The 25,807-nt window shown below is 61.7% G+C and carries 13 protein-coding genes, 6 tRNA genes and 3 rRNA genes; all 22 read left to right on the top strand.

Annotated elements, in window-relative coordinates; all coding sequences use genetic code 11:
- The first annotated feature begins 178 nt into the window (after positions 1–178).
- The 22 genes from BKK80_RS19860 (at position 179) to fusA (ending at position 25,776) form a co-directional block, all read left to right on the top strand.
- Positions 179–1,710: ribosomal RNA gene (locus BKK80_RS19860) — 16S ribosomal RNA — on the top strand.
- A gap of 61 nt (positions 1,711–1,771) precedes the next feature.
- Positions 1,772–1,848: transfer RNA gene (locus tag BKK80_RS19855), tRNA-Ile, on the top strand.
- A gap of 10 nt (positions 1,849–1,858) precedes the next feature.
- Positions 1,859–1,934, top strand: a tRNA-Ala gene (locus BKK80_RS19850).
- Positions 1,935–2,221: 287 nt separating this feature from the next.
- Positions 2,222–5,100, top strand: a 23S ribosomal RNA gene (locus tag BKK80_RS19845).
- 122 nt (positions 5,101–5,222) lie between these two features.
- Positions 5,223–5,336: ribosomal RNA gene (rrf, locus tag BKK80_RS19840) — 5S ribosomal RNA — on the top strand.
- The 16S, 23S and 5S rRNA genes sit together here with 5 tRNA genes alongside, the layout of an rRNA operon.
- A 309-nt stretch (positions 5,337–5,645) precedes the next feature.
- Positions 5,646–5,731: transfer RNA gene (locus BKK80_RS19835), tRNA-Tyr, on the top strand.
- Between the two features lie 93 nt (positions 5,732–5,824).
- A tRNA-Gly gene (locus tag BKK80_RS19830) sits at positions 5,825–5,898 on the top strand.
- Positions 5,899–5,931: 33 nt separating this feature from the next.
- Positions 5,932–6,006: transfer RNA gene (locus BKK80_RS19825), tRNA-Thr, on the top strand.
- 44 nt (positions 6,007–6,050) lie between these two features.
- Positions 6,051–7,241 carry an elongation factor Tu gene (gene tuf / locus BKK80_RS19820; RefSeq protein ID WP_071010149.1) on the top strand — a complete coding sequence of 397 codons (1,191 nt, stop codon included), beginning with the start codon at positions 6,051–6,053 and terminating at the stop codon, positions 7,239–7,241.
- A gap of 91 nt (positions 7,242–7,332) precedes the next feature.
- A tRNA-Trp gene (locus BKK80_RS19815) sits at positions 7,333–7,408 on the top strand.
- 56 nt (positions 7,409–7,464) lie between these two features.
- The gene (gene secE / locus BKK80_RS19810) at positions 7,465–7,845 is read left to right on the top strand and encodes a preprotein translocase subunit SecE (protein ID WP_071010165.1); all 381 of its coding nucleotides are present in this window, start codon (positions 7,465–7,467) and stop codon (positions 7,843–7,845) included.
- 11 nt (positions 7,846–7,856) lie between these two features.
- On the top strand, positions 7,857–8,438 hold the full coding sequence (nusG, locus tag BKK80_RS19805) for a transcription termination/antitermination protein NusG (protein WP_071010163.1): 582 nt from the start codon (positions 7,857–7,859) through the stop codon (positions 8,436–8,438).
- A gap of 183 nt (positions 8,439–8,621) precedes the next feature.
- A complete protein-coding gene (gene rplK, locus BKK80_RS19800; RefSeq protein ID WP_019447978.1) occupies positions 8,622–9,053 on the top strand; it encodes a 50S ribosomal protein L11 in 432 nt (143 codons plus the stop codon).
- Positions 9,054–9,749, top strand: a complete 696-nt coding sequence (gene rplA, locus BKK80_RS19795) for a 50S ribosomal protein L1 (protein WP_071010161.1) — start codon at positions 9,054–9,056, stop codon at positions 9,747–9,749.
- A 417-nt stretch (positions 9,750–10,166) separates the two neighbouring features.
- Positions 10,167–10,688 (top strand): 50S ribosomal protein L10, encoded by a 522-nt coding sequence (gene rplJ / locus BKK80_RS19790; protein ID WP_071010159.1) that lies wholly within the window; start codon positions 10,167–10,169, stop codon positions 10,686–10,688.
- Between the two features lie 66 nt (positions 10,689–10,754).
- Positions 10,755–11,132, top strand: coding sequence for a 50S ribosomal protein L7/L12 (gene rplL, locus BKK80_RS19785; protein ID WP_071010157.1), 378 nt, complete (start codon positions 10,755–10,757; stop codon positions 11,130–11,132).
- A 427-nt stretch (positions 11,133–11,559) separates the two neighbouring features.
- Positions 11,560–15,666, top strand: coding sequence for a DNA-directed RNA polymerase subunit beta (gene rpoB, locus BKK80_RS19780; protein ID WP_071010155.1), 4,107 nt, complete (start codon positions 11,560–11,562; stop codon positions 15,664–15,666).
- 111 nt (positions 15,667–15,777) lie between these two features.
- Positions 15,778–20,025 (top strand): DNA-directed RNA polymerase subunit beta', encoded by a 4,248-nt coding sequence (gene rpoC / locus BKK80_RS19775; protein ID WP_071010154.1) that lies wholly within the window; start codon positions 15,778–15,780, stop codon positions 20,023–20,025.
- A gap of 213 nt (positions 20,026–20,238) precedes the next feature.
- Positions 20,239–22,089, top strand: coding sequence for a DNA helicase RecQ (recQ, locus tag BKK80_RS19770; RefSeq protein ID WP_071010152.1), 1,851 nt, complete (start codon positions 20,239–20,241; stop codon positions 22,087–22,089).
- A gap of 358 nt (positions 22,090–22,447) precedes the next feature.
- Positions 22,448–22,825: a 30S ribosomal protein S12 gene (rpsL, locus tag BKK80_RS19765; RefSeq protein WP_006576501.1), complete on the top strand. Its 378-nt coding sequence runs from the start codon at positions 22,448–22,450 to the stop codon at positions 22,823–22,825.
- 251 nt (positions 22,826–23,076) lie between these two features.
- Complete coding sequence (rpsG, locus tag BKK80_RS19760) at positions 23,077–23,547, top strand: 30S ribosomal protein S7 (RefSeq protein WP_006576502.1); 471 nt, start codon at positions 23,077–23,079, stop codon at positions 23,545–23,547.
- 120 nt (positions 23,548–23,667) lie between these two features.
- Entirely contained in the window at positions 23,668–25,776 is a 2,109-nt protein-coding gene (fusA, locus tag BKK80_RS19755) for an elongation factor G (RefSeq protein ID WP_071010150.1), read from the top strand.
- Positions 25,777–25,807: the final 31 nt, after the last annotated feature.

The following is a 25,807-nucleotide window of genomic DNA, read 5'->3' as shown; positions in this document are numbered from 1 at the left end:
TGGGCGCTTGATGCGGGAAGCGGAAGACCTCGGTCTTCTAGCTTACAAGTTATCAGTGCTCGCACAGTAAACATGTTTGGTTTCGTCTTCGGACGGAGTCAGTCAGTTTTCTGAGAGTGAGCGACCGCTCGAAAGAGCGAGGTTTGCGCAGGCAACTGCGCGGAACCACACAGAGATTGAACTGAAGAGTTTGATCCTGGCTCAGATTGAACGCTGGCGGCATGCCTTACACATGCAAGTCGAACGGCAGCGCGGACTTCGGTCTGGCGGCGAGTGGCGAACGGGTGAGTAATACATCGGAACGTGCCCTGTTGTGGGGGATAACTAGTCGAAAGATTAGCTAATACCGCATACGACCTGAGGGTGAAAGCGGGGGACCGTAAGGCCTCGCGCAATAGGAGCGGCCGATGTCTGATTAGCTAGTTGGTGAGGTAAAGGCTCACCAAGGCGACGATCAGTAGCTGGTCTGAGAGGACGATCAGCCACACTGGGACTGAGACACGGCCCAGACTCCTACGGGAGGCAGCAGTGGGGAATTTTGGACAATGGGGGCAACCCTGATCCAGCAATGCCGCGTGTGTGAAGAAGGCCTTCGGGTTGTAAAGCACTTTTGTCCGGAAAGAAATCCTTTGGGCTAATACCCCGGAGGGATGACGGTACCGGAAGAATAAGCACCGGCTAACTACGTGCCAGCAGCCGCGGTAATACGTAGGGTGCGAGCGTTAATCGGAATTACTGGGCGTAAAGCGTGCGCAGGCGGTTTTGTAAGACAGGCGTGAAATCCCCGGGCTCAACCTGGGAATGGCGCTTGTGACTGCAAGGCTAGAGTGCGTCAGAGGGGGGTAGAATTCCACGTGTAGCAGTGAAATGCGTAGAGATGTGGAGGAATACCGATGGCGAAGGCAGCCCCCTGGGACGTGACTGACGCTCATGCACGAAAGCGTGGGGAGCAAACAGGATTAGATACCCTGGTAGTCCACGCCCTAAACGATGTCAACTAGTTGTTGGGGATTCATTTCTTCAGTAACGAAGCTAACGCGTGAAGTTGACCGCCTGGGGAGTACGGTCGCAAGATTAAAACTCAAAGGAATTGACGGGGACCCGCACAAGCGGTGGATGATGTGGATTAATTCGATGCAACGCGAAAAACCTTACCTACCCTTGACATGCCACTAACGAAGCAGAGATGCATCAGGTGCCCGAAAGGGAAAGTGGACACAGGTGCTGCATGGCTGTCGTCAGCTCGTGTCGTGAGATGTTGGGTTAAGTCCCGCAACGAGCGCAACCCTTGTCTCTAGTTGCTACGAAAGGGCACTCTAGAGAGACTGCCGGTGACAAACCGGAGGAAGGTGGGGATGACGTCAAGTCCTCATGGCCCTTATGGGTAGGGCTTCACACGTCATACAATGGTGCGTACAGAGGGTTGCCAACCCGCGAGGGGGAGCTAATCCCAGAAAACGCATCGTAGTCCGGATCGTAGTCTGCAACTCGACTACGTGAAGCTGGAATCGCTAGTAATCGCGGATCAGCATGCCGCGGTGAATACGTTCCCGGGTCTTGTACACACCGCCCGTCACACCATGGGAGTGGGTTTTGCCAGAAGTAGTTAGCCTAACCGCAAGGAGGGCGATTACCACGGCAGGGTTCATGACTGGGGTGAAGTCGTAACAAGGTAGCCGTACCGGAAGGTGCGGCTGGATCACCTCCTTTCCAGAGCGTGCTTCCCAAGTGAAGCGTTCACACTTATCGGTCTGTTTGCTGTTACAGCCAAGGGTCTGTAGCTCAGGTGGTTAGAGCACCGTCTTGATAAGGCGGGGGTCGTAGGTTCAAGTCCTACCAGACCCACCAAGTTATCCGAGGGGGATTAGCTCAGCTGGGAGAGCACCTGCTTTGCAAGCAGGGGGTCGTCGGTTCGATCCCGTCATCCTCCACCATCGACCTTGGGTTGGACAAGCCAAATGCAAGCGCTTAGCGTTGAGCGCTTGCATTTGGCGTTGGCCAAGCGATGCGAAAGCATCGGCTGTTCTTTAACAATATGGGATGTAGTAAAGGTGTCACGGCGTGTTGATGAGACGCGCAGTAGTTTAACGTGATACCGGGTTGTGATTGTATCAACCAAAGTATTTAAGTGATCGAAAGATGACTTGGAATACGGCACAAATGCGAGAACTCAACCTGTAATGAGCGTTTCAAGCGCGAGCTTGAGACACACTCGTTATAGGGTCAAGCGAACAAGTGCATGTGGTGGATGCCTTGGCGATCACAGGCGATGAAGGACGCGGTAGCCTGCGAAAAGCTTCGGGGAGCTGGCAAACGAGCTTTGATCCGGAGATGTCCGAATGGGGAAACCCGGCCCGTATGGGTCATCCCTTGCTGAATACATAGGCAAGGGAAGCGAACGCGGCGAACTGAAACATCTAAGTAGCTGCAGGAACAGAAATCAACCGAGATTCCCAGAGTAGTGGCGAACGAAATGGGAAGAGCCTTGTACTCTTTAGCAGCATTGTTAGCAGAACGGGATGGAAAGCCCGGCCATAGCAGGTGATAGCCCTGTATGCGAAAACAGCGTTGTGGAACTAGGTGTACGACAAGTAGGGCGGGACACGTGAAATCCTGTCTGAAGATGGGGGGACCATCCTCCAAGGCTAAATACTCGTGATCGACCGATAGTGAACCAGTACCGTGAGGGAAAGGCGAAAAGAACCCCGGGAGGGGAGTGAAATAGATCCTGAAACCGCATGCATACAAACAGTCGGAGCCTGGAAACGGGTGACGGCGTACCTTTTGTATAATGGGTCAGCGACTTACATTCAGTGGCAAGCTTAACCGATTAGGGCAGGCGTAGCGAAAGCGAGTCCGAACAGGGCGTTCAGTCGCTGGGTGTAGACCCGAAACCAGATGATCTATCCATGGCCAGGTTGAAGGTGCGGTAACACGTACTGGAGGACCGAACCCACTAGTGTTGAAAAACTAGGGGATGAGCTGTGGATAGGGGTGAAAGGCTAAACAAATCTGGAAATAGCTGGTTCTCTCCGAAAACTATTTAGGTAGTGCCTCGTGTCTCACCTTCGGGGGTAGAGCACTGTCATGGTTGGGGGGTCTATTGCTGATTACCCCGCCATAGCAAACTCCGAATACCGAAGAGTGCAATCACGGGAGACAGACATCGGGTGCTAACGTCCGGTGTCAAGAGGGAAACAACCCAGACCGCCAGCTAAGGTCCCAAAGATTGGCTAAGTGGGAAACGAAGTGGGAAGGCTAAAACAGTCAGGAGGTTGGCTTAGAAGCAGCCACCCTTTAAAGAAAGCGTAATAGCTCACTGATCGAGTCGTCCTGCGCGGAAGATGTAACGGGGCTAAGCCAGTCACCGAAGCTGCGGACGCGCGTAAGCGCGTGGTAGGAGAGCGTTCTGTAAGCCTGTGAAGGTGTCTTGTAAAGGATGCTGGAGGTATCAGAAGTGCGAATGCTGACATGAGTAGCGATAAAGGGGGTGAAAGGCCCCCTCGCCGTAAGCCCAAGGTTTCCTACGCAACGTTCATCGGCGTAGGGTGAGTCGGCCCCTAAGGCGAGGCAGAGATGCGTAGCTGATGGGAAGCAGGTTAATATTCCTGCACCGTCGTATGATGCGATGGGGGGACGGATCGCGGAAGGTTGTCCGGGTGTTGGAAGTCCCGGTCCCTGCAGTGGAGAAGGCGCTTAGGCAAATCCGGGCGCAGGATTCAAGGCTGTGGGGCGAGCGACCATGTGTCGCGAAGCAATCGGAAGTGGTTCCAAGAAAAGCCTCTAAGCTTCAGTCATACGAGACCGTACCGCAAACCGACACAGGTGGGCGAGATGAGTATTCTAAGGCGCTTGAGAGAACTCGGGAGAAGGAACTCGGCAAATTGGTACCGTAACTTCGGGATAAGGTACGCCCTGGTAGCTTGACTGGCCTGCGCCAGAAGGGTGAAGGGGTTGCAATAAACTGGTGGCTGCGACTGTTTAATAAAAACACAGCACTCTGCAAACACGAAAGTGGACGTATAGGGTGTGACGCCTGCCCGGTGCCGGAAGATTAAATGATGGGGTGCAAGCTCTTGATTGAAGTCCCGGTAAACGGCGGCCGTAACTATAACGGTCCTAAGGTAGCGAAATTCCTTGTCGGGTAAGTTCCGACCTGCACGAATGGCGTAACGATGGCCACACTGTCTCCTCCCGAGACTCAGCGAAGTTGAAGTGTTTGTGATGATGCAATCTCCCCGCGGCTAGACGGAAAGACCCCATGAACCTTTACTGTAGCTTTGCATTGGACTTTGAACCGATCTGTGTAGGATAGGTGGGAGGCTTTGAAACCGGGACGCTAGTTCCGGTGGAGCCGTCCTTGAAATACCACCCTGGTTTGTTTGAGGTTCTAACCTTGGCCCGTGAATCCGGGTCGGGGACAGTGCATGGTAGGCAGTTTGACTGGGGCGGTCTCCTCCCAAAGTGTAACGGAGGAGTTCGAAGGTACGCTTGGTACGGTCGGACATCGTACCTAAAGTGCAATGGCAAAAGCGTGCTTAACTGCGAGACCGACAAGTCGAGCAGGTGCGAAAGCAGGACATAGTGATCCGGTGGTTCTGTATGGAAGGGCCATCGCTCAACGGATAAAAGGTACTCTGGGGATAACAGGCTGATACCGCCCAAGAGTTCATATCGACGGCGGTGTTTGGCACCTCGATGTCGGCTCATCTCATCCTGGGGCTGTAGCCGGTCCCAAGGGTATGGCTGTTCGCCATTTAAAGAGGTACGTGAGCTGGGTTTAAAACGTCGTGAGACAGTTTGGTCCCTATCTGCCGTGGGCGTTGGAATCTTGACGGGGGCTGCTCCTAGTACGAGAGGACCGGAGTGGACGTACCGCTGGTGTACCTGTTGTCTCGCCAGAGGCATCGCAGGGTAGCTATGTACGGAAGAGATAACCGCTGAAAGCATCTAAGCGGGAAACTCGCCTGAAGATGAGGATTCCCTGGAGGCTTGACCTCCTTGAAGGGTCGTTCGAGACCAGGACGTTGATAGGCTGGGTGTGGAAGCGCAGTAATGCGTTAAGCTAACCAGTACTAATTGCCCGTAAGGCTTGATCCTATAACCAGTGTGTTTCACTGGTTGACGTATCGCGTGTGCCCAGGACGGTGCCGATACCTCACAACCAAGACTACATCCCTATTCGCTGCGACGGCTCAACCCCGGCGCAGCAACCCTTAATGCCTGGTGACCATAGCGAGTCGGAACCACCCCTTCCCATCCCGAACAGGACCGTGAAACGACTTTGCGCCGATGATAGTGCGGACTACCCGTGTGAAAGTAGGTCATCGCCAGGCTCTCCCTCCCGCAAAACCCCTCGACAGCAAACGCTGCGAGGGGTTTTGTCTTTGCGGCGCTCGCAGCGCGTGTCGTGAGCTGCGCAGCGGCGCACTCGATGCCTTGCCGAGCCCTCTGACGGCGCCTCCTGGCGCGTTTCCAGAGCCCCTATAGGGTGAGAGCATCGAACTTCGATGCGTGCGATTGTGACGCAATGCTGAGCGGCGCCAAGCCACCAAGCAGAGCGGTCCAACAGGACCTGCCAGGTTTCGCGACCCGAAAGTGCTTGACACCCCTGGCAAGTTCCATCATAATCGCAAGTTCTCTGCGGAGAGGTGCCCGAGTGGCTAAAGGGGGCAGACTGTAAATCTGTTGGCTTACGCCTACGTTGGTTCGAATCCAACCCTCTCCACCAGAATGCAAGGCAGCGAGCCAAGCAAGCGCTGCGCCAGCCGCAAGGCAGTATCGCGGCGCGAGTGGCTCGTCGGTGAGCAAGTGTAGTAACCGGGCGGGTGTAGCTCAATGGTAGAGCAGAAGCCTTCCAAGCTTACGACGAGGGTTCGATTCCCTTCACCCGCTCCAGGCGCCGCTGCCGATCGAAGTAAGTCAAGTTTCGCCCATGTGGCTCAGTGGTAGAGCACTCCCTTGGTAAGGGAGAGGTCGGCAGTTCGATCCTGCCCATGGGCACCAATACACCGCACTGGCAATATCGCTACCAAGACAGGAGTCGCGAAATGGCAAAGGAAAAGTTCGAGCGGACTAAGCCGCACGTGAACGTTGGTACGATTGGTCACGTTGACCACGGCAAGACGACGCTGACGGCAGCGATCGCGACGGTGCTGGCTGCGAAGTTCGGCGGTGCCGCCAAGAAGTACGACGAAATCGACGCAGCGCCGGAAGAGAAGGCACGCGGTATTACCATCAATACCGCCCACGTCGAGTACGAGACGGCCAACCGCCACTACGCGCACGTTGACTGCCCGGGCCACGCCGACTACGTGAAGAACATGATCACGGGTGCCGCCCAGATGGACGGCGCGATCCTGGTGTGCTCGGCCGCAGACGGCCCGATGCCGCAGACCCGCGAGCACATCCTGCTGGCCCGTCAGGTTGGCGTGCCTTACATCATCGTGTTCCTGAACAAGTGTGACATGGTGGACGACGCTGAACTGCTCGAGCTGGTCGAGATGGAAGTTCGCGAGCTGCTGTCGAAGTACGAGTTCCCCGGCGACGACACCCCGATCATCAAGGGTTCGGCCAAGCTGGCGCTGGAAGGCGACAAGGGCGAGCTGGGCGAAGTGGCCATCATGAACCTGGCCGACGCCCTGGACACCTACATCCCGACGCCGGAGCGTGCCGTTGACGGTACCTTCCTGATGCCGGTGGAAGACGTGTTCTCGATCTCGGGTCGCGGCACCGTGGTGACCGGCCGTATCGAGCGCGGCGTGATCAAGGTCGGTGAAGAAATCGAAATCGTCGGTATCAAGCCGACGGTGAAGACGACCTGCACGGGCGTGGAAATGTTCCGCAAGCTGCTGGACCAGGGCCAGGCTGGCGACAACGTCGGTCTGCTGCTGCGCGGCACCAAGCGTGAAGACGTGGAACGCGGCCAAGTGCTGTGCAAGCCGGGCTCGATCAAGCCGCACACCCACTTCACCGGTGAGGTGTACATTCTGTCGAAGGACGAAGGCGGCCGTCACACCCCGTTCTTCAACAACTACCGTCCGCAGTTCTACTTCCGTACGACCGACGTGACCGGCTCGATCGAGCTGCCGAAGGACAAGGAAATGGTCATGCCGGGCGACAACGTGTCGATCACCGTCAAGCTGATCGCCCCGATCGCCATGGAAGAAGGTCTGCGCTTCGCTATCCGTGAAGGCGGCCGTACCGTCGGCGCCGGCGTCGTGGCAAAGATCATCGACTAAGTAGTACAGGCTGTAACAGGCGAGCGCGGCAGCAACCGGTCGCGCTCGTTGCCAGAGGAGCTGGCGATCCGGTCGGCTCCACAGTTGTTCTAGGGGTATAGCTCAACTGGCAGAGCGTCGGTCTCCAAAACCGAAGGTTGGGGGTTCGATTCCCTCTGCCCCTGCCAAATCCTTGGCCGCGCCGCGATCTTCCTCGCGGCGCGGCCTATCTCGTTTGCGAAACATGGCCAATCCCAACGTCGAAACCGTCAACGCCTCGGGCGGCAAATTGCAGCTCGGCCTCGCGGTGCTTCTTGTGGTTGCCGGCGTCATCGGTTTCTATGTTCTGGCGCAGCAGCCGTCCTACGTTCGCGCGGCAGCGCTGATCGCCGGTCTCGCGCTGGGTGCAGCCGTTGCCCTGACCTCCCTGCCGGGCAAGGAATTCATCGGATTCGCCAAGGAATCGTATCGGGAGCTCCGCAAAGTCGTCTGGCCGACGCGTAAGGAAGCGGGGCAGATGACGGGGCTGGTGTTCGCCTTCGTCGTGATCATGGCGCTGTTTCTGTGGTCGGCCGACAAGCTGATCGAGTGGGTTATTTTCTCACTCGTGCTCGGCTGGAAATGAAGGAATAGGACATGACGGATAACGCACAGCAGGAAACTGCCGCCGCTGAATCGCCTTCGTCGAAGAAGCGCTGGTATGTGGTTCACGCTTACTCCGGCATGGAAAAGAGCGTGCAGCGGGCGCTGCAGGAGCGCATCGAGCGCGCCGAGATGCAGGACAAGTTCGGCCGCATCCTGGTGCCGTCGGAAGAAGTGGTGGAAATCAAGGGTGGCCAGAAGTCGGTCACCGAGCGTCGTTTCTTCCCCGGCTACGTGCTGGTCGAGATGGAAATGACTGACGAGACCTGGCACCTGGTGAAGAACACCAGCAAGGTGACCGGTTTCGTGGGCGGTGCACGCAACCGCCCGAGCCCGATTTCCCAGAGGGAAGTCGACAAGATCATGACCCAGATGCAGGAAGGGGTCGAGAAGCCGCGTCCCAAGACGCTGTTCGAAGTGGGCGAGATGGTCCGCGTCAAGGACGGTCCGTTCACCGACTTCAATGGCAACGTCGAGGAAGTGAACTACGAGAAATCGCGCCTGCGCGTCTCGGTCACCATCTTCGGTCGCGCCACTCCGGTCGAACTGGAGTTCGGCCAGGTCGAGAAGGTCTGATCGGTTTGAAGATTTTGCGCATGCGGCCGACCTCCTGGTAGGCAGCAAGCGTGGCAGGCCAGAGATGGTGTGCCGAAAGAGGAGCGTGAGGTCGGGCAGGCCGGCAACGGTTTGCAAGGCGACAGCGCGTTACGACTCAACAGGACCGTATCCAGCGATGGAGCGGTCTGGATTGGAGTAAAGATGGCCAAGAAGATCGTTGGCTTTATCAAGCTGCAAATTCCGGCTGGTAAGGCAAATCCCTCCCCGCCCGTGGGCCCGGCACTGGGTCAGCGTGGTCTGAACATCATGGAGTTCTGCAAGGCGTTCAACGCCCAGACCCAGGGCATGGAGCCCGGTCTGCCGGTGCCGGTGGTGATTACCGCCTTCGCCGACAAGAGCTTCACCTTCGTGATGAAGTCGCCCCCCGCGACCGTGCTGATCAAGAAGGCAGCAGGCATCACCAAGGGTTCGCCCAAGCCCCATACCGACAAGGTCGGCAAGATCACCCGCGCCCAGGCTGAAGAAATCGCCAAGGCGAAGAACGCTGACCTCACCGCCGCCGACCTGGACGCGGCCGTGCGTACCATCGCCGGCTCGGCTCGCTCGATGGGCATCACCGTGGAGGGTCTGTAAATGGCTAAGGTTTCCAAGCGCGTCGCCGCCAACAAGGCGAAGATCGAGCGTACCAAGTTCTACCCGATCGACGAGGCCCTGGGCCTGGTCAAGGGTTGCGCCAGCGCCAAGTTCGACGAGTCGATCGACGTCGCCGTCCAGCTGGGCATCGACGCCAAGAAGTCGGACCAGGTCGTCCGTGGTTCCGTGGTGCTGCCTGCCGGTACCGGCAAGAGCGTGCGCGTGGCCGTGTTCGCCCAGGGCGAGAAGGCCGAGGCTGCCAAGGCCGCCGGCGCTGAGGTGGTCGGCATGGAAGACCTGGCTGAACAGGTCAAGGCCGGCAACCTGAACTTCGACGTGGTGATCGCTTCGCCCGACACCATGCGTATCGTCGGTACGCTGGGCCAGATCCTGGGCCCGCGCGGCCTGATGCCGAACCCGAAGGTCGGTACCGTGACCCCCGACGTGGCCCAGGCCGTGAAGAACGCCAAGGCCGGTCAGGTCCAGTTCCGTGTCGACAAGGCCGGTATCATCCACGCCACCATCGGCCGCCGTTCGTTCGAGGACGCCGCGCTGAAGAGCAACCTGGCTGCGCTGCTGGACGCGCTGGTCAAGGCCAAGCCGGCCACCAGCAAGGGTGTCTACCTGCGCAAGATCGCCGTCTCGTCCACCATGGGCGTTGGCGTGCGCGTCGAGCAGGCTTCGCTGGCAGCCTGAGGCTGACAGCGCGATCCGACCGGACCCGATAACGCCGGTCGGAACAGAATCGCAAGCCGCGGCACTGCCGCGGCGTTCTTCCGGAACGGTACCCGCCTCGCCGGCGGGCCGGGAAGGAAGCAAGGCTTTGGGCAGTGGAGCCCGCCGATGCGCAAGCACGGACGGCTTCCGCTGGTTATCAAAGACCGCTGGTGGTCGTGCCGCGCCTGGCGCAGCGTGATCTTAATCGGGCGACATGCAGTGACGGACTCCGGTCCGCCGTGGCAATCACCGCCCAACCAGCGCAGATGGCGCACCCGAAGGGATTGAAGAATCCGGGCCCAGCCCGGGTGATTCGGGCCAATCGGACGCCGTTCGTTTGGACTGATGTGCGTGTCCCGGTCTTCCGGGAGACAAGCATCGTTTTGGAGCTTAACCGTGCCACTCAATATTGAAGATAAGAAGGCCGTCGTTGCTGAGGTTTCGGCGCAAGTCGCGAAAGCTCAGACCATCGTCGTCGCCGAATATCGCGGCATCACGGTTGGCGATCTGACCAAGCTGCGTACCAAGGCCCGTGAGCAAGGCGTGTACCTGCGCGTTCTGAAGAACACGCTGGCCCGCCGTGCCGTGGAAGGTACGCCGTTTGCAGGCCTCGCAGAGCAAATGACCGGTCCGCTGATCTACGGGATTTCCGAAGACGCAGTGGCCTCGGCCAAGGTTCTGAACGACTTTGCCAAGACCAACGACAAGCTGGTCCTGCGCGCAGGGTCGTACGACGGCAAGGTGCTCGACGTCAACGCCGTCAAGGCGCTGGCAACGATCCCGAGCCGCGACGAACTGATCGCTCAGCTGCTTGGCGTGATGCAGGCGCCGGTGTCGGGCTTTGCCCGTCTGCTGGCCGCACTGGCTGCCAAGAAGGAAGAAGGCGCTCCCGCTGCTGCGGAAGCCGCCGAAGCCTAAGGCAATCCAGGCCTCGCACCACCCGATCGCAATACCGATACCGAATCACATCTAGGAGTAATCCAAATGGCAATCACCAAAGACGACATCCTCGAAGCCGTAGGCGCGATGTCCGTGATGGAACTGAACGACCTGGTCAAGGCGTTCGAAGAGAAGTTTGGCGTGTCCGCCGCTGCGATGGCCGTGGCCGCCGCTCCGGGCGCTGGCGGTGCTGCCGCTGCTGCCGAAGAGCAGACCGAGTTCAACGTGATCCTGGCCGAAGTCGGCGCCAACAAGGTTGGCGTGATCAAGGCCGTGCGCGAGATCACCGGCCTGGGCCTGAAGGAAGCCAAGGACCTGGTCGATGGCGCACCGAAGCCCGTCAAGGAAGGCGTGGACAAGGCTGCTGCTGCCGAAGCCAAGAAGAAGCTGGAAGACGCTGGCGCGAAGGTCGACGTCAAGTAAGTGGTGCTCGCGTGCCTTTTGGGCACGCGAATGGGGCTGGCAAAGGGGAATCCCGGCGCCAGCCTTTTTGCGCTTTAGCGGAGGGTGTTTTTTCTCCGCGCAAATGCGTTTTAAGAGGCCTGTGAGTGGAGTGGGGATCGCTTTTATGCGGACCTTGCCCGATGGCTCAGCAGAGGCTAAACATCAGTGGCACACTAAGTGGTTGCTGATGTTTGTCTTCTGAACCGACTGCAGAAGACAAGTTTGGTCGGGTGTCCCCGGACCGGTGCAGGCATGGCGTCGCTTCGCGACGATCGCTCCGGTCCACTGCGTGCGGGCACCGTCAGCCAGAGGTTGGTAGCGGCCAACCGCCAAATCCCCTCCCAGTCGCTGAACACCTCAGGTGCTGTGCCAGGTCCAGCCAGCCCTGCGATGATTCGGAGATCCCATGGCGTACAGCTTCACCGAAAAGAAGCGCATTCGCAAAAGCTTTGCGAAGCGCGCGACGGTCCATCAGGTTCCATTCCTGCTTGCGACTCAGATTGAATCCTACACCCAGTTTTTGCAAGCGGATACGCCAACCGCGCGTCGCAAGAGCGAAGGCCTGCAGGCCGCCTTCAACGCAATCTTCCCGATTGTGTCCCATAACGGCCTCGCCCGCATGGAGTTCGTCTCCTACCACCTCTCGAACCCGCCGTTCGACGTCAAGGAGTGTCAACAGCGCGGTCTGACCTTCCACTCGGCGCTGCGTGCCAAGGTGCGCCTGATCATCAACGATCGCGAGAACCCGACCAAGGTCAAGGAAGTCAAGGAACAGGAAGTGTACATGGGCGAGATTCCGCTCATGACCTCGACCGGCTCCTTCGTGATCAACGGCACCGAGCGTGTCATCGTGTCCCAGCTGCACCGTTCGCCGGGCGTGTTCTTCGAGCACGACAAGGGCAAGACGCACAGCTCGGGCAAGCTGCTGTTCTCCGCGCGCATCATCCCCTACCGCGGTTCGTGGCTGGACTTCGAATTCGACCCGAAGGACATCCTGTACTTCCGCGTCGACCGCCGTCGCAAGATGCCGGTCACGATCCTGCTCAAATCGATCGGCCTGACGCCGGAGCAGATCCTCGCGCATTTCTTCGTCTTCGACAACTTCACGCTGCAGACCGAAGGTGCGCAGCTCGAGTTCGTGCCCGAGCGCCTGCGCGGTGAAGTCGCCCGCTTCGACATCGTCGACAAGAACGGCCGCGTGGTCGTCGAGAAGGACAAGCGGATCAACGCCAAGCACATCCGCGACCTGGACTCGGCCGGCACCAAGCTGATCAGCGTGCCGGAAGACTACCTGCTGGGCCGCGTGCTGGCCAAGAACATCATCGACCCCGACACGGGCGAGGTGATCGCCAACGCCAACGACGAGCTGACCGAGACCGTGCTGGAAAACCTGCGCGAAGCCGGCGTCAAGCAGATCCAGACCCTGTACACCAACGACCTGGACCAGGGTCCGTACATTTCGCAGACCCTGCGTACGGACGACACGGCCGACCAGACCGCGGCGCGCATCGCCATCTACCGCATGATGCGCCCGGGCGAGCCGCCCACCGAGGAGGCCGTCGAAGCGCTGTTCCAGCGCCTGTTCTACAGCGAAGAGTCGTACGACCTGTCGCGCGTGGGCCGCATGAAGGTCAACAGCCGTCTGGGCCGCCCCAGCGGCGAAGGCGCCATGGTGCTGCAGGACGAGGACATCCTCGAGACCATCAAGATCCTGGTCAACCTGCGCAACGGCAAGGGCGAGGTCGATGACATCGACCACCTGGGCAACCGTCGCGTGCGCTGCGTCGGTGAACTGGCCGAGAACCAGTTCCGCGCCGGCCTGTCGCGCGTCGAGCGCGCCGTCAAGGAGCGCCTCGGCCAGGCCGAGACCGAGAACCTGATGCCGCACGACCTGATCAACTCGAAGCCGATCTCGTCGGCCATCCGCGAGTTCTTCGGTTCGTCGCAGCTGTCGCAGTTCATGGACCAGACCAACCCGCTGTCCGAGATCACGCACAAGCGCCGTGTCTCCGCACTGGGCCCGGGCGGTCTGACCCGCGAGCGCGCCGGCTTCGAAGTCCGCGACGTGCACCCGACCCACTACGGCCGCGTCTGCCCGATCGAAACGCCGGAAGGCCCGAACATCGGTCTGATCAACTCGCTGGCACTGTATGCCCGCCTGAACGAATACGGCTTCCTGGAAACGCCGTACCGCAAGGTCGAGAACAGCAAGCTGACCGACCAGGTCGACTACCTGTCCGCGATCGAGGAAGGCAAGTACGTGGTGGCGCAGGCCAACGCGACCGTGGATGCCGAGGGCAACCTGATCGACGAGCTGGTGTCGGCCCGCGAAGGATCCGAGCGCGAGACCCGCATGGTCACGCCGGACCGCGTGCAGTACATCGACGTGGCGCCGTCGCAGATCGTCTCGGCGGCAGCCTCGCTGGTGCCGTTCCTCGAGCACGATGACGCGAACCGTGCACTGATGGGCGCGAACATGCAGCGCCAGGCCGTGCCCTGCCTGCGTCCGGACAAGCCCCTGGTCGGTACCGGCATCGAGCGCACCGTCGCGGTCGACTCGGGTACTGCCGTGCAGGCCATGCGCGGCGGTGTGGTGGACTACGTCGATGCGATGCGTATCGTGATCCGGGTCAACGACGACGAAGCCGTGGCCGGCGAAGTCGGCGTGGACATCTACAACCTGATCAAGTACACGCGTTCGAACCAGAACACGAACATCAACCAGCGTCCGATGGTCAAGGTCGGCGACATCGTCGCCCGCGGCGATGTGGTCGCCGACGGCGCGTCGACCGACCTGGGCGAGCTGGCGCTCGGCCAGAACATGCTGGTCGCGTTCATGCCCTGGAACGGCTACAACTTCGAGGATTCGATCCTGATCTCGGAGCGCGTGGTCGCCGAAGACCGCTACACCTCGATCCACATCGAGGAACTGTCGGTCGTGGCCCGCGACACCAAGCTCGGACCCGAGGAAATCACGCGCGATATTTCGAACCTGGCCGAAGCCCAGCTGGCGCGCCTGGACGAGTCGGGCATCACCTACATCGGTGCCGAGGTGGAAGCCGGCGACGTGCTGGTGGGCAAGGTCACGCCGAAGGGCGAGACCCAGCTGACGCCGGAAGAGAAGCTGCTGCGCGCGATCTTCGGGGAGAAGGCCTCGGACGTGAAGGACACCTCGCTGCGCGTGCCTTCGGGCATGAGCGGCATCGTGATCGACGTGCAGGTCTTCACCCGTGAAGGCGTGACGCGCGACAAGCGCGCCCAGTCGATCATCGATGACGAACTCAAGCGTTACCGCCTGGACCTGAACGACCAGCTGCGTATCGTGGAAGGCGATGCCTTCCAGCGTCTGGAGCGCCTGCTGGTCGGCAAGACCGTCAACGGTGGCCCGAAGAAGCTGTCGAAGGGTGCGACGCTGACCAAGGAGTACCTGGCCGAACTGGACAAGTACCACTGGTTCGACATCCGTCCGGCCGACGAGGAAGTCGCCGCCCAGCTCGAGGCCGTCAAGGAGGCCATCGAGCAGAAGCGCCACGAGTTCGACCTCGCCTTCGAAGAGAAGCGCAAGAAGCTGACCCAGGGCGACGAACTGCCGCCGGGCGTGATCAAGATGGTCAAGGTCTACCTTGCCGTCAAGCGTCGCCTGCAGCCTGGCGACAAGATGGCAGGCCGCCACGGTAACAAGGGTGTGGTGTCGAAGATCGTGCCGATCGAAGACATGCCCTACATGGCCGACGGCACCCCTGCCGACATCGTGCTGAACCCGCTCGGCGTGCCGTCGCGGATGAACGTGGGCCAGATCCTGGAAACCCACCTGGGCTGGGCCGCGCGCGGCCTGGGCGAGCGCATCGGCGCGATGCTCAAGGCACAGGCGAAGGCACAGGAACTGCGTCCGCTGCTGGCTCAGGTCTACAACGAGAGCGGCAAGGCGGAAGACCTGGACAGCCTGTCCGACGCCGAAGTGCTGGAACTCGCCACCAACCTGAAGAAGGGCGTGCCGTTCGCGACGCCGGTGTTCGATGGTGCGCATGAGGACGAGATCCGCCGCATGCTGGACCTGGCCTACCCGAGCGACGTGGCCAAGGAGAAGGGCCTGACCGCCTCCAAGCAGCAAGTCACGCTGTATGACGGCCGCACCGGCGAGGCGTTCGAGCGTCCGGTCACGCTGGGTGTGATGCACATGCTGAAGCTGCACCACTTGGTCGACGACAAGATGCACGCGCGTTCGACCGGCCCGTACTCCCTGGTGACCCAGCAGCCGCTGGGCGGCAAGGCGCAGTTCGGTGGCCAGCGTTTCGGTGAGATGGAAGTGTGGGCGCTGGAAGCCTACGGCGCCTCCTACGTGCTGCAGGAGATGCTGACGGTCAAGTCCGATGACGTGAACGGCCGTACCAAGGTGTACGAGAACATCGTCAAGGGCGAGCACTCGATCGATGCCGGCATGCCGGAGTCGTTCAACGTGCTGGTGAAGGAAATCCGCTCGCTGGGTATCGACATCGACCTCGATCGCTACTGATCGTGACGATGCGGGGGCCGCGCGTGCGGCCCCGCCAGCGAAGGATTTCCCACAGGATGAATGCCGCCGGCCCGGCCGGAGCCGGACACGGCGGCGAAACAAGGAGTTGCAATGAAAGCATTGCTCGATCTCTTTAAGCAGGTACAGCAGGAAGAGCAGTTCGACGCGATCAAGATCGGCCTGGCCTCGCCCGAGAAGATCCGCTCGTGGTCGTACGGTGAAGTGAAGAAGCCGGAAACGATCAACTACCGCACGTTCAAGCCCGAGCGCGACGGCCTGTTCTGCGCCAAGATCTTCGGCCCGATCAAGGACTACGAGTGCCTGTGCGGCAAGTACAAGCGCCTGAAGCACCGTGGCGTGATCTGCGAGAAGTGCGGCGTCGAAGTGACGCTGGCCAAGGTGCGCCGCGAGCGCATGGGCCACATCGAACTGGCCGCGCCGACCGCGCACATCTGGTTCCTGAAGTCGCTGCCGTCGCGTCTGGGCATGGTGCTCGACATGACGCTGCGCGACATCGAGCGCGTGCTGTACTTCGAAGCATTCGTGGTGATCGAACCCGGCATGACCCCGCTCAAGAAGAGCCAGATCATGTCCGAGGACGATTACCTGGCCAAGTGCGACGAGTACGGCGAGGGTGAGTTCGTCGCCATGATGGGTGCCGAGGGCATCCGCGAACTGCTGCGCGGCATCGATATCGAGAAGCAGATCGAACAGATCCGCGCCGAGCTGCAGGCCACCGGCTCCGAAGCCAAGATCAAGAAGTTCGCCAAGCGCCTGAAGGTGCTGGAGGCCTTCCAGCGCTCGGGTATCAAGCCCGAGTGGATGATCATGGAAGTGCTGCCGGTGCTGCCGCCCGAGCTGCGTCCGCTGGTGCCCCTGGATGGCGGTCGTTTCGCCACCTCGGACCTGAACGACCTGTATCGCCGCGTCATCAACCGCAACAACCGCCTGAAGCGCCTGCTGGAACTGAAGGCGCCCGAGATCATCGTGCGCAATGAGAAGCGCATGCTGCAGGAAGCGGTGGATTCGCTGCTGGATAACGGCCGTCGCGGCAAGGCGATGACCGGCGCCAACAAGCGTCCGCTGAAGTCCCTGGCCGAAATGATCAAGGGCAAGGGCGGCCGCTTCCGTCAGAACCTGCTGGGCAAGCGCGTCGACTACTCGGGCCGTTCGGTCATCGTGGTGGGCCCGACCCTGAAGCTGCACCAGTGCGGCCTGCCCAAGCTGATGGCGCTCGAGCTGTTCAAGCCCTTCATCTTCCACAAGCTGGAGACGATGGGCATCGCCACCACCATCAAGGCGGCGAAGAAGGAAGTCGAAAGCCAGACGCCGGTGGTGTGGGACATCCTCGAAGAGGTGATCCGCGAGCATCCGGTGATGCTGAACCGCGCGCCGACGCTGCACCGCCTGGGCATCCAGGCCTTCGAACCCGTGCTGATCGAAGGCAAGGCGATCCAGCTGCACCCGCTCGTCTGCGCGGCGTTCAACGCCGACTTCGACGGTGACCAGATGGCCGTCCACGTGCCGCTGTCGCTGGAAGCGCAGATGGAAGCCCGCACCCTGATGCTGGCCTCCAACAACGTGCTGTTCCCGGCCAACGGCGACCCGTCGATCGTGCCGTCGCAGGACGTGGTGCTGGGCCTGTACTACACCACCCGCGACAAGATCAACGGCCGCGGTGAGGGCATGACCTTCGCCGACATCAGCGAAGTGATCCGCGCCTACGAGAACAAGGAAGTCGAGCTGGCTTCCCGCGTGAACGTGCGTATCACCGAGTTCGAGCTGGTGGACAAGGACGCCGAGGGCGACGCCCGCTTCGCGCCCAAGATCACGCTGCAGGCCACCACGGTCGGCCGCGCCATCCTGTCGGAGATCCTGCCCAAGGGCCTGCCCTTCTCGGTGCTGAACAAGCCGCTGAAGAAGAAGGAGATCTCGCGCCTGATCAACACCGCCTTCCGCAAGTGCGGCCTGCGTGAGACCGTGATCTTCGCTGACAAGCTGCTGCAGTCGGGCTTCCGCCTGGCCACGCGCGCCGGCATCTCGATCGCGATCGACGACATGCTGGTGCCGCCCGCGAAGGAAAAGATCATCGCCGAAGCCTCGGCCAAGGTGAAGGAATACGACAAGCAGTACATGTCGGGCCTGGTGACCGACCAGGAGCGCTACAACAACGTCGTGGACATCTGGGGCGCCGCCGGCGACCAGGTGGGCAAGGCGATGATGGAGCAGCTCCAGCACGAGGACGTGGTCGACCGCAACGGCAATACCGTCAAGCAAGAGTCGTTCAACTCCATCTACATGATGGCCGACTCGGGCGCGCGGGGTTCCGCGGCGCAGATCCGCCAGCTGGCCGGCATGCGCGGCCTGATGGCAAAGCCGGACGGCTCGATCATCGAGACGCCGATCACGGCGAACTTCCGCGAAGGCCTGAACGTTCTGCAGTACTTCATCTCGACCCACGGTGCGCGTAAGGGTCTGGCCGATACGGCACTGAAGACCGCGAACTCCGGTTACCTGACCCGCCGTCTGGTCGACGTGACGCAGGATCTGGTGGTGGTGGAAGACGATTGCGGCACCAGCAACGGCGTGGCCATGAAGGCCCTGGTCGAAGGCGGTGAAGTGATCGAAGCCCTGCGTGACCGTATCCTCGGCCGCGTGACCGTCTCCGACGTGGTGAACCCGGAAACCCAGGAAACCGCGATCGAGGCCGGCACCCTGCTGGACGAAGATCTGGTCGAGCTGATCGACAATATCGGCGTGGACGAGGTCAAGGTGCGTACACCGCTGTCCTGCGACACGCGCTACGGCCTGTGCGCCAAGTGCTACGGCCGCGACCTCGGCCGCGGCGTGCTGGTGAACTCGGGCGAAGCGGTGGGCGTGATCGCCGCGCAGTCGATCGGCGAGCCGGGCACGCAGCTGACCATGCGTACCTTCCACATCGGTGGCGCGGCATCGCGTGCGGCAGTCGCGTCGAGCGTGGAAGCCAAGGCGACCGGTACCGTGCGCTTCACGGCGACCATGCGCTACGTCACCAACGCCAAGGGCGAGCTGATCGTCATCTCGCGTTCGGGCGAGGCGCTGATCACCGACGACCATGGCCGCGAGCGTGAGCGCCACAAGATCCCGTACGGTGCCACGCTGCTGGTGCAGGATGGCCAGGCGATCAAGGCCGGCACGCAGCTGGCTACCTGGGATGCGCTGACGCGTCCGATCGTTTCGGAGTACTCGGGCACCATCAAGTTCGAGAACGTCGAAGAGGGCGTGACCGTCGCCAAGCAGATGGACGAAGTGACGGGCCTGTCGACCCTCGTGGTGATCGACGCCAAGCGCCGCACGGCCGCCACCAAGGGCATCCGCCCGCAGGTGAAGCTGCTCGACGCCAACAACCAGGAAGTGAAGATCCCGGGCACGGACCACTCCGTGACCATCGGCTTCCAGGTCGGCGCGCTGATCACCGTGAAGGACGGCCAGCAGGTGCACGTGGGTGAAGTGCTCGCACGTATCCCGACCGAATCGCAGAAGACCCGCGACATTACCGGTGGTCTGCCGCGTGTGGCCGAGCTGTTCGAAGCGCGTTCGCCGAAGGACGCCGCCGTGCTGGCGGAAGTCACCGGCACGACCTCGTTCGGCAAGGACACCAAGGGCAAGCAGCGCCTGGTGATCACGGACCTGGACGGCAACGCCCACGAGTTCCTGATCGCCAAGGAAAAGCAGGTCCTGGTGCACGATGGCCAGGTGGTGAACAAGGGCGAAATGATCGTGGAAGGTCCGGCGGACCCGCACGACATCCTGCGCCTGAAGGGCATCGAGGAACTGGCGCACTACATCGTCGACGAAGTGCAGGACGTGTACCGTCTGCAGGGCGTGAAGATCAACGACAAGCACATCGAAGTGATCGTGCGCCAGATGCTGCGCCGCGTGCAGATCTCGGATGTGGGCGACACCAAGTTCATCCCGGGTGAACAGGTGGAGCGCTCGGAGCTGCTCGACGAGAACGACCGCGTGATCGCCGAAGGCAAGCGTCCGGCCACCTACGAGAACCTGCTGCTCGGTATCACCAAGGCGTCGCTGTCGACCGACAGCTTCATCTCGGCGGCATCGTTCCAGGAAACCACCCGCGTGCTGACCGAAGCCGCGATCATGGGCAAGACGGACGACCTGCGCGGTCTGAAGGAAAACGTGATCGTCGGCCGTCTGATCCCGGCCGGTACCGGCCTGGCCTACCACCGTGCCCGCAAGGCGCGCGAGGCGGCCGAGCGCGAACGCGCCCAGGCGATCGCCGAAGAAGAGCAGTCGCTCTTCATCGAGCCGCCGGTGGTGCAGGCGACCACCACCGAAGGCGAGGGCGACGCGGCCTGACGCGTTTCCCGGCCGGGGCGGCGATCGCTGCCCCGGCGCCGAACCGAACCAGCCCGGCCTTCGCGCCGGGCTTTTTTCATGCCAGCGCCGCACGTGCGGCAGCCTGCCGTCCAGCGGGCCGCCGGCACAATCTGCAGCAATCCGTCTCCCGCTTGATGGTATGGTTACGCCTTCCGGCGTACCCGCTCCACCCGTTTTCCCGATCCCGCACCTATGTCGTCCGCATTGGCCATTCTCAAAGATGTCTTTGGCTACCACGCCTTCCGCGGACAGCAGGCCGAAATCATCGACCACGTGGCCGGCGGCGGCGACAGCCTGGTGCTGATGCCCACCGGCGGTGGCAAGTCCCTCTGCTACCAGGTCCCGGCCCTGCTGCGCCAGCGTGCAGGCCAGGGCACGGGCATCGTGGTGTCGCCACTGATCGCGCTGATGCAGGACCAGGTGGCCGCGCTGAGCGAGGCCGGCGTGCGCGCTGCCGTGCTCAATTCGACGCTGACCTCGAGCGAGGCCTCGGCAGTCGAGCGCGACCTGCTGGCCGGGCGGCTCGAGGTCCTCTACGTGGCCCCCGAGCGGCTGATGACGCCGCGCTTCCTCGACCTGCTCGAGCGCACCCGCGTGGGCCTGTTCGCCATCGACGAGGCGCACTGCGTATCGCAGTGGGGGCACGATTTCCGCCCCGAATACATCCAGCTCTCGGTGCTGCATGAGCGTTTCCCGCAGGTACCGCGCATCGCGCTGACCGCCACCGCCGACGCGCTGACGCGGCAGGAGATCGCCGAGCGCCTGGCGCTGCAGGATGCACGCGTCTTCCTCTCCAGCTTCGACCGGCCCAATATCCGCTACCGCATCGTCGAGAAGGACAATGCGCGCCAGCAACTGCTGGCTTTCATCAAGGCCGAGCATGCCAACGCCGACGGCACCCATGACAGCGGCATCATCTACTGCCTGTCGCGCAAGAAGGTGGAGGAGACCGCGGCCTGGCTCGGCGCCCAGGGCCTCAAGGCCCTGCCTTACCACGCCGGCATGGATGCGCAACTGCGCGCACAGTATCAGGCGCGCTTCCGCGTGGAGGAAGGGATCGTGATGGTGGCCACCATCGCCTTCGGCATGGGCATCGACAAGCCCGACGTGCGCTTCGTGGCCCACCTCGACCTGCCCAAGAGCATGGAGGGCTACTACCAGGAGACCGGGCGTGCCGGCCGCGACGGCCTGCCCGCCAATGCCTGGATGGCCTATGGCCTGGGCGACGTGGTGCAGCAGAAGCGCATGATCGACGAATCCGAGGCCGACGACGCGCACAAGCGCGTGTCCTCGTCTAAGCTCGACGCGCTGCTCGGCCTGTGCGAAACGGCAGGTTGCCGCCGCGTGCGCATCCTGGCCTATTTCGACGAGCAGTCCGAGCCGTGCGGCAACTGCGATACCTGCCTGGAGCCGCCGGCCACCTGGGACGGCACGCGCGAGGCGCAGATGGCGCTGTCCTGCGTCTATCGGGTGGCCCAGGCCAGCCGCGTGCATTTCGGTGCCACCCACCTGGTCGACGTGCTGCGCGGCAATGCGTCGGAGAAGATCCGGCAGTGGGGCCACGACAAGGTGTCCACCTTCGGCATCGGTGCCGACCGCTCGGTGGCGGAGTGGCATGCCATCTTCCGCCAGCTGATCGCCCACGGCCTGCTGATGATCGACCACGGCGGCCACGGCGCGCTGCTGCTGGGCGAGTCGGCGCGCCAGGTGCTGCGCGGCGAGACCACCATCACGCTGCGCCGGCAGGCCAGCAAGCCCGCCCGCGGCGGCGAGCGCTCCGCATCGCGCGGCAGCCGCACCGACCATACCGCCGGCATGGACGAAGACGCGCTGGCCAACTGGGAGGCGCTGCGCAAGTGGCGCACCGCCACCGCGCGCGAGCACGGCGTGCCGGCCTACGTCATCTTCCACGATGCCACGCTGGCGGAGATCGCGCGCAGCGCGCCGGCCACGCTCGACGAACTGGCCGAGGTGCCGGGCATCGGTGCCGCGAAGCTGGAGCGCTATGGCGAAGAGATTCTGGAGACGCTCGAGGGCGTCTGAGTCAGGCTTTACGGTATACGTAAACGTGCTTGACCGTTTACGGTTTGCCTGCTAGCATGTCAGATTCGAGTTTTTGGCTTTGGATTTCGCTCGCCCGTCGATCTTGCACCCTGCCTGTGAGGCCGGATGCGCTTTCGGCAAGCGCCGTCGGCCAGTCGCGTGATGCGGCGGTGGCATGGTGTGGCACAGGGGATCCCGGTCGAGCTCGCGTTCTTTGGTCAGTCTGGTTCCCGCCGGTCTATCGTCTCAAGAGCGCCCGCTCACACTGTTCCCGCCCAAAACCCGTAGTTGCCGTTCCGGTTCCGCCACGTGGCGCCCGGAAGGGTGTTTTGTCGTAAAAACCAAGCTGGATTGAACAATGCCAACTATCAACCAACTGGTTCGCAAGCCGCGCGTCTCGGAAGTCATCAAGAGCAAGAGCCCGGCGCTTGAGAACTGCCCGCAGCGTCGTGGCGTGTGCACCCGCGTGTACACCACGACTCCGAAGAAGCCGAACTCGGCACTGCGTAAGGTCGCCAAGGTGCGCCTGACCAACGGTTTCGAGGTCATCTCGTACATCGGCGGTGAAGGCCACAACCTGCAGGAACACTCGGTCGTGCTGATCCGCGGCGGCCGTGTGAAGGATCTGCCGGGTGTGCGTTACCACATCGTGCGCGGCTCCCTCGACCTGCAAGGCGTCAAGGACCGTAAGCAAGCGCGTTCGAAGTACGGCGCGAAGCGCCCGAAGGCAGCCTAAGACAGGCTGTCCGCGTGGCGCCGGCAAGGCGTCGCGAAGCAGTGAAGCAAGACAAGCAACAAGCGGCAGGTCCTTGGCGCGCAGCGTCATGGTGCTGTCACCAGGCGGCGGTACAACGGAGCGTTCAGCGCCGTGCCGTCGAGTAAGTGGTCACCCGGCGAATTTGCCCAGGCCCAGTGCCGGCAAGCTAGTTGGTGGCCGGAGAGCGGAAACCTGTTACCGCGCTCTCAACTGAATCTAAAGGAAAGAAGATGCCACGTCGTCGTGAAGTCCCCAAGCGGGAGATCCTGCCTGATCCGAAGTTCGGCAATGTCGAAGTTGCCAAGTTCATGAACGTGCTGATGCTGGACGGCAAGAAGTCGGTTGCCGAACGCATCGTGTACGGCGCGTTCGACCAGATCGAGAAGAAGGCAGGCAAGGCCCCCATCGAAGTGTTCTCCGTTGCAATCAACAACGTGAAGCCGGTGGTGGAAGTGAAGAGCCGTCGCGTGGGCGGCGCCAACTATCAGGTTCCGGTCGAAGTCCGTCCGTCGCGTCGTTTGGCATTGGCGATGCGTTGGCTGCGCGAGGCCGCGAAGAAACGCAGCGAGAAGTCGATGGCGCTGCGCCTGGCAGGTGAGCTGCTGGAAGCTGCCGAAGGCCGCGGCGGCGCGATGAAGAAGCGCGACGAAGTGCACCGCATGGCCGAAGCCAATAAGGCGTTCTCGCACTTCCGCTTCTAAGGCGCGCGATTACAGCTGTTGGTTGCCGGGCGGGCTGTGTATTCCTACACATCTCGCCCGTTTGTGTTAGGGGCGACGGCGATGAGATGCCGGCGTCTCACGGACGAATAGAGGATTAAAGTGGCTCGTAAGACTCCCATTGAGCGCTACCGTAACATCGGTATTTCGGCTCACATTGACGCGGGTAAAACCACCACGACCGAGCGGATCCTGTTCTACACCGGTGTGAACCACAAGATCGGTGAAGTGCATGATGGCGCGGCCACCATGGACTGGATGGAGCAGGAGCAGGAGCGCGGCATCACCATCACGTCTGCTGCGACCACCGCCTTCTGGAAGGGCATGGGCGGCAACTACCCCGAGCACCGCTTCAACATCATCGACACCCCGGGCCACGTGGACTTCACCATCGAGGTGGAGCGTTCCATGCGCGTGCTGGACGGTGCGTGCATGGTGTACTGCGCAGTGGGTGGCGTGCAGCCGCAGTCCGAAACCGTGTGGCGTCAGGCCAACAAGTACGGCGTGCCGCGTCTGGCATTCGTCAACAAGATGGACCGCACCGGCGCGAACTTCTTCAAGGTCTACGACCAGCTGAAGACCCGCCTGAAGGCCAACCCGGTGCCCGTCGTGGTGCCGATCGGCGCTGAAGACGGCTTCCAAGGCGTCGTCGATCTGCTGGAAATGAAGGCGATCATTTGGGATGAAGCCAGCCAGGGCGTGAAGTTCGAATACCAGGACATCCCGGCCGAGCTGCAAGCCACCGCTGACGAATGGCGCGAGAAGATGGTCGAGTCCGCCGCCGAAGCCAGCGAAGAGCTGATGGAAAAGTACCTGGGCGGCGAAGAGCTGACCCGCGCCGAGATCGTCAAGGCGCTGCGTGACCGTACCATCGCCTGCGAAATCCAGCCGATGCTGTGCGGCACCGCGTTCAAGAACAAGGGCGTGCAGCGCATGCTCGACGCCGTGATCGACTTCCTGCCGTCGCCGGTCGACATTCCGCCGGTCAAGGGCACGGACGAGGACGACAGCGAGAAGAAGCTCGAGCGCAAGGCTGACGACAACGAAAAGTTCTCGGCACTGGCGTTCAAGATCATGACCGACCCGTTCGTTGGCCAGCTGATCTTCTTCCGCGTGTACTCGGGCAAGATCAATTCGGGCGACACCGTGTACAACCCGGTGAAGCAGAAGAAGGAGCGTCTGGGCCGTATTCTGCAGATGCACGCCAACCAGCGCGAAGAAATCAAGGAAGTGCTGGCCGGCGATATCGCCGCTGCGGTCGGCCTGAAGGATGCCACCACGGGCGATACGCTGTGCGATCCGACTGCCCCGATCGTGCTCGAGCGCATGGTGTTCCCGGAGCCGGTGATCTCGCAGGCTGTCGAGCCGAAGACCAAGGCTGACCAGGAAAAGATGGGCATCGCCCTGAACCGCCTGGCCGCTGAAGATCCGTCGTTCCGCGTGCGTACCGATGAAGAATCGGGTCAGACCATCATTTCGGGCATGGGCGAGCTCCACCTCGAAATTCTGGTCGACCGCATGAAGCGCGAATTCGGTGTGGAAGCCAACATCGGCGCGCCGCAGGTGGCCTACCGCGAAACCATTCGCAAGACGGCCGAAGGCGTCGAGGGCAAGTTCGTCAAGCAGTCGGGCGGTCGCGGCCAGTACGGTCACGCTGTGATCACGCTGGAACCGCAAGAGCCGGGCAAGGGCTTCGAGTTCATCGATGCCATCAAGGGCGGTGTGATTCCTCGCGAATACATCCCGGCGGTCGAAAAGGGTATCGTCGACACGCTGCCGAACGGCATCCTGGCTGGCTTCCCGGTGGTGGACGTGAAGGTCACGCTGACGTTCGGTTCGTACCACGACGTGGACTCGAACGAAAACGCATTCCGCATGGCCGGCTCGATGGCTTTCAAGGAAGCCATGCGCAAGGCCAGCCCGGTCCTGCTCGAGCCGATGATGGCCGTGGAAGTGGAAACGCCGGAAGACTACACGGGTACCGTGATGGGCGACTTGTCGTCCCGCCGCGGCATCGTGCAGGGCATGGACGACATGGTGGGCGGTGGCAAGATCATCAAGGCCGAAGTCCCGCTGTCGGAAATGTTCGGTTATTCGACGTCGCTGCGCTCGGCCACGCAAGGTCGCGCCACGTACACCATGGAATTCAAGCATTACGCTGAGGCACCGAAGAACATCGCCGAAGCCGTGATGACGGCCAAGGGCAAGTAATAAACGCTGCGCCGCCACGCATGACCTGCGT

It is taken from the genome of Cupriavidus malaysiensis (genome assembly GCF_001854325.1).
GTDB classification, from domain to species: Bacteria; Pseudomonadota; Gammaproteobacteria; order Burkholderiales; family Burkholderiaceae; genus Cupriavidus; species Cupriavidus malaysiensis.
Note: the sequence above shows the minus strand (reverse complement) of the source record. Positions and strands in the feature narration are given on the sequence as shown.

Bases quoted from the DNA above. Each gene is read 5' to 3' on its own strand.
- secE (WP_071010165.1), top strand. From the start codon at position 7,465: ATGGCCAATCCCAACGTCGAAACCGTCAACGCCTCGGGCGGCAAATTG.
- rplA (WP_071010161.1), top strand. From the start codon at position 9,054: ATGGCTAAGGTTTCCAAGCGCGTCGCCGCCAACAAGGCGAAGATCGAG.
- rpsG (WP_006576502.1), top strand. From the start codon at position 23,077: ATGCCACGTCGTCGTGAAGTCCCCAAGCGGGAGATCCTGCCTGATCCG.
- rplK (WP_019447978.1), top strand. From the start codon at position 8,622: ATGGCCAAGAAGATCGTTGGCTTTATCAAGCTGCAAATTCCGGCTGGT.
- tuf (WP_071010149.1), top strand. From the start codon at position 6,051: ATGGCAAAGGAAAAGTTCGAGCGGACTAAGCCGCACGTGAACGTTGGT.
- rpoC (WP_071010154.1), top strand. From the start codon at position 15,778: ATGAAAGCATTGCTCGATCTCTTTAAGCAGGTACAGCAGGAAGAGCAG.
- rpoB (WP_071010155.1), top strand. From the start codon at position 11,560: ATGGCGTACAGCTTCACCGAAAAGAAGCGCATTCGCAAAAGCTTTGCG.
- nusG (WP_071010163.1), top strand. From the start codon at position 7,857: ATGACGGATAACGCACAGCAGGAAACTGCCGCCGCTGAATCGCCTTCG.
- rpsL (WP_006576501.1), top strand. From the start codon at position 22,448: ATGCCAACTATCAACCAACTGGTTCGCAAGCCGCGCGTCTCGGAAGTC.
- recQ (WP_071010152.1), top strand. From the start codon at position 20,239: ATGTCGTCCGCATTGGCCATTCTCAAAGATGTCTTTGGCTACCACGCC.
- rplL (WP_071010157.1), top strand. From the start codon at position 10,755: ATGGCAATCACCAAAGACGACATCCTCGAAGCCGTAGGCGCGATGTCC.